Annotated in this window: 2 protein-coding genes and 1 pseudogene; 1 reads left to right on the plus strand and 2 read right to left on the minus strand. The window is 75.9% G+C overall.

The annotated features are described in order from the left end of the window. Nucleotides 1–528: pseudogene (locus KS423_RS42650) on the plus strand (monooxygenase); the annotation flags it as partial. 6 nt (nucleotides 529–534) lie between these two features. Here the strand turns inward: KS423_RS42650 and rny are convergent. Together rny and recX are read right to left on the minus strand one after the other, a co-directional pair. Next, complete coding sequence (gene rny / locus KS423_RS42655) at nucleotides 535–2,004, minus strand: ribonuclease Y (protein WP_224285075.1); 1,470 nt, start codon at nucleotides 2,002–2,004, stop codon at nucleotides 535–537. Nucleotides 2,005–2,134: 130 nt separating this feature from the next. Then, nucleotides 2,135–2,776 carry a recombination regulator RecX gene (recX, locus tag KS423_RS42660; protein WP_374120156.1) on the minus strand — a complete coding sequence of 214 codons (642 nt, stop codon included), beginning with the start codon at nucleotides 2,774–2,776 and terminating at the stop codon, nucleotides 2,135–2,137. Nucleotides 2,777–2,832 lie beyond the last annotated feature (56 nt).

A 2,832-nucleotide genomic window follows, 5' to 3' on the forward strand; every position in this document is an offset into this window, starting at 1 on the left:
GGCGCGCCCGCCTACCCGACGGCGCCCTCCGGCGCCCCGGGCCGGGTCCCGGTGCAGCGCGGCGCGCGCGGCACCACCTCGCTCAGCGAGCTGCTGCCCCCCACCGCCCCCGGCGTGCTCGTCCCGGACCTGCCGGTGCTCGCCGACGACGGCACCCCCGACCACCTGCACGCCCGGCTCGGCGCCACCTTCCTGCTGCTGCTGGTCGCCCCCGGCACCGCCGTCTGGTCCTCCGAGCACTGGCTCGGCGCCGGCCTCATGCCCCGCCTCGCGGAGGTCGCCGCCGCGCTGCCCGTCCCGGCCGAGGTGCTGGTCACCGAGGACTACCCGGGCGCCGGCCCGCACACCGTCCTGCTGATCCGCCCCGACGGCCACCTGGTCGGCGCCACCCAGGGCGCCGTCGCCGAGGACCTGCTCGCCCTCGCCGACCGCGCCCGCGGCGGCACGGCCACGCTCACCAGGGTGCCCGACCCGGCCGAGCAGCCCGCGCCGCAGCAGGTGGAATCCCCGAGCCGGGGCGTCTCCTAGGGCGTCCTAGTCGGCCACGGCCGTGGCCCGGCTCTCACGGACCACCGTCACCCGGATCCGGCCCGGGTAGGTCAACTCGGTGGAGACCTGGCGGGCCACCTCACGGGCGATCAGCTCCGCGCCGAGGTCGTCCACCGCGTCCGGACGGACCATCACCCGGACCTCACGGCCGGCCTGCATCGCGTACACCTCGGCCACGCCCTCGTGCGAGCGCGCGATCTCCTCCAGCCGCGCCAGCCGTCGGACGTACAGCTCCAGCGACTCCTTGCGCGCGCCCGGCCGGCCGCCCGAGCAGCCGTCCGCGGCCTGGGTCAGCGCGGCCGTCACGGTGCGGGGCTCGACCTCGTTGTGGTGGGCGGCGATCGCGTGCACCACCTCGGGGGACTCCCCGTACCGCCGGGCGAGCTCCGCGCCGACCGCCGCGTGGCTGCCCTCGGACTCGTGGCTGAGCGCCTTGCCGATGTCGTGCAGCAGCGCCGCGCGCCGCACCGGCTCCGGGTCCACCCCGAGCTCGGCGGCCATCATCCCGGCCAGGTGCGCGGACTCCAGCAGGTGCCCGAGCACGTTCTGGCCGTACGAGGACCGGTAGCGCAACGAGCCCAGGGTGCGGACGAGTTCGGGGTGCATCCCGCCGACCCGGGCGTCCAGCAGGGCGTCCTCACCGGCCCGGACGCAGCGCTGCTCGACCTCCTCGCGGCTGCGCTCGTGCAGGTGCTCGATCCGGTTCGGGTGGATCCGGCCGTCCTCGACCAGCTGCTCCAGGGTGAGCCGGGCGGTCTCCCGGCGGACCGGGTCGAAGCAGGACAACTGCACCGACTCGGGAGTGTCGTCGACGATCAGGTTCACGCCGGTGACCGCCTCGAAGGCGCGGATGTTGCGGCCCTCGCGGCCGATGATCCGACCCTTGATGTCCTCGTTCGGCAGCCGGAGGACGGTGACGGCGCTCTCCGCGGTCTGCTCCGTCGCCAGCCGCTGGATCGCCCCGGCGATGATCTCCCGGGCCCGGCGCCCGCCCTCCTCCTTGGCCTCGCGCTCGATCTCCCGGACGGTGACCGCGGCCTCCCGCCGGGCCGACTGCTCGGCCTCCCGCAGGAGCTCGGCGCGGGCCTGCTCGGCGGAGAGCCCGGCGGCCCGCTCCAGCGCCGCCACCCGGCGGGTGACCAGCGTCTCGGCCTCACTCCGGGAACGCTCCAGCTCGGCGGAGCGCTCCGTCAGTTCGTCCTCCCGGAGGCGCAGCCTGCGCAGTTCCCCGGCCAGGTCCTCCTCACGGCGGGCGGTTTCGGCCCGCTGCCGGGCGGTTTGTTCCTCGGCCCACCGGCGGGCCTGCTCGGCCGCGGCCAGCGCGCTGCGCCGGGCCGCCTGGAGCCGCCTGATGATCAGCCCGGCGGCCACCACGAGCACCAGCAGGAGGAGTGCGGCCGATCCGGCGACCGACACCAGCGAGCCGCTCGGACCGGTGCCCGCCGAGATCCCCATTGCCGCCCACTCCCCCGTCGCCGCGCGGGCCGCCGTCCGAAGGCGCCCCGGGCACTGAAGGCGAGGCTAGGTGGGGGTCACGAAACGGTCAAGAGTTGACCTGCACCCCAAGAAGCCTACAAAACTGCCACTACTCCCGACCTGACGGTTCACTCGGCTCCTCCTCCAGCGCACTGCGCACCACCCGGAACGCCAGCCCCTCGGAGTAGCCGCGCCGCGCCAGCATCCCGACCAGCCGCCGGGTGCGCACCTGTGTGTCCAGCCCCCGGGTGGACCGCAACTTGCGCTCGACCAGCGCCCGGGCCGCGTCCGTCTCGTCGTCGTGGTCGAGCTGGGCGACGGCCTGCTCGACCAGGTCGGCGGCGACGCCCTTGGTGCGCAGTTCCTGGGCCAGCGCCCGCCGGGACAGGCCCCGGACGGCGTGCCGGGACTCCACCCAGGCTGCGGCGAAGGCCGCGTCGTCGATCAGCCCGACCTCTTCGAGCCGGGTGAGCACCTCGTCGGCGACCTCGTCCGGGATCTCCCGCTTGCGCAGGGCGTCGGCGAGCTGTTTGCGGGTCTTGGCGGCGCCGGTCAGCAGCCGCAGGCAGACATCCCGGGCGCGGGTCTCCGGATCAGCCGACTCCTCGGCCTGCCTACGGGAGGTACGGCCGGTGCCCTCCTCCCCGGACGGCCCGGCGGCGGAACGGCCCCGACGCGCGCCACGGCGGGAGGCCGAGGCGGCCACACCCCCGTGACCGGCCGCCTCGTCCCCGCCCCGGCCGCTCTCCACGGCCGCCGATGTGGAGGCGCTTCCGGCCGCTTCGAGTTCCTCGGCCGCCACGGCCG

This window comes from Streptomyces sp. LS1784 (assembly GCF_020103755.1).
Lineage (GTDB): Bacteria > Actinomycetota > Actinomycetes > Streptomycetales > Streptomycetaceae > Kitasatospora.

Bases quoted from the DNA above. Each gene is read 5' to 3' on its own strand.
- rny (WP_224285075.1), bottom strand. From the start codon at position 2,004: ATGGGGATCTCGGCGGGCACCGGTCCGAGCGGCTCGCTGGTGTCGGTC.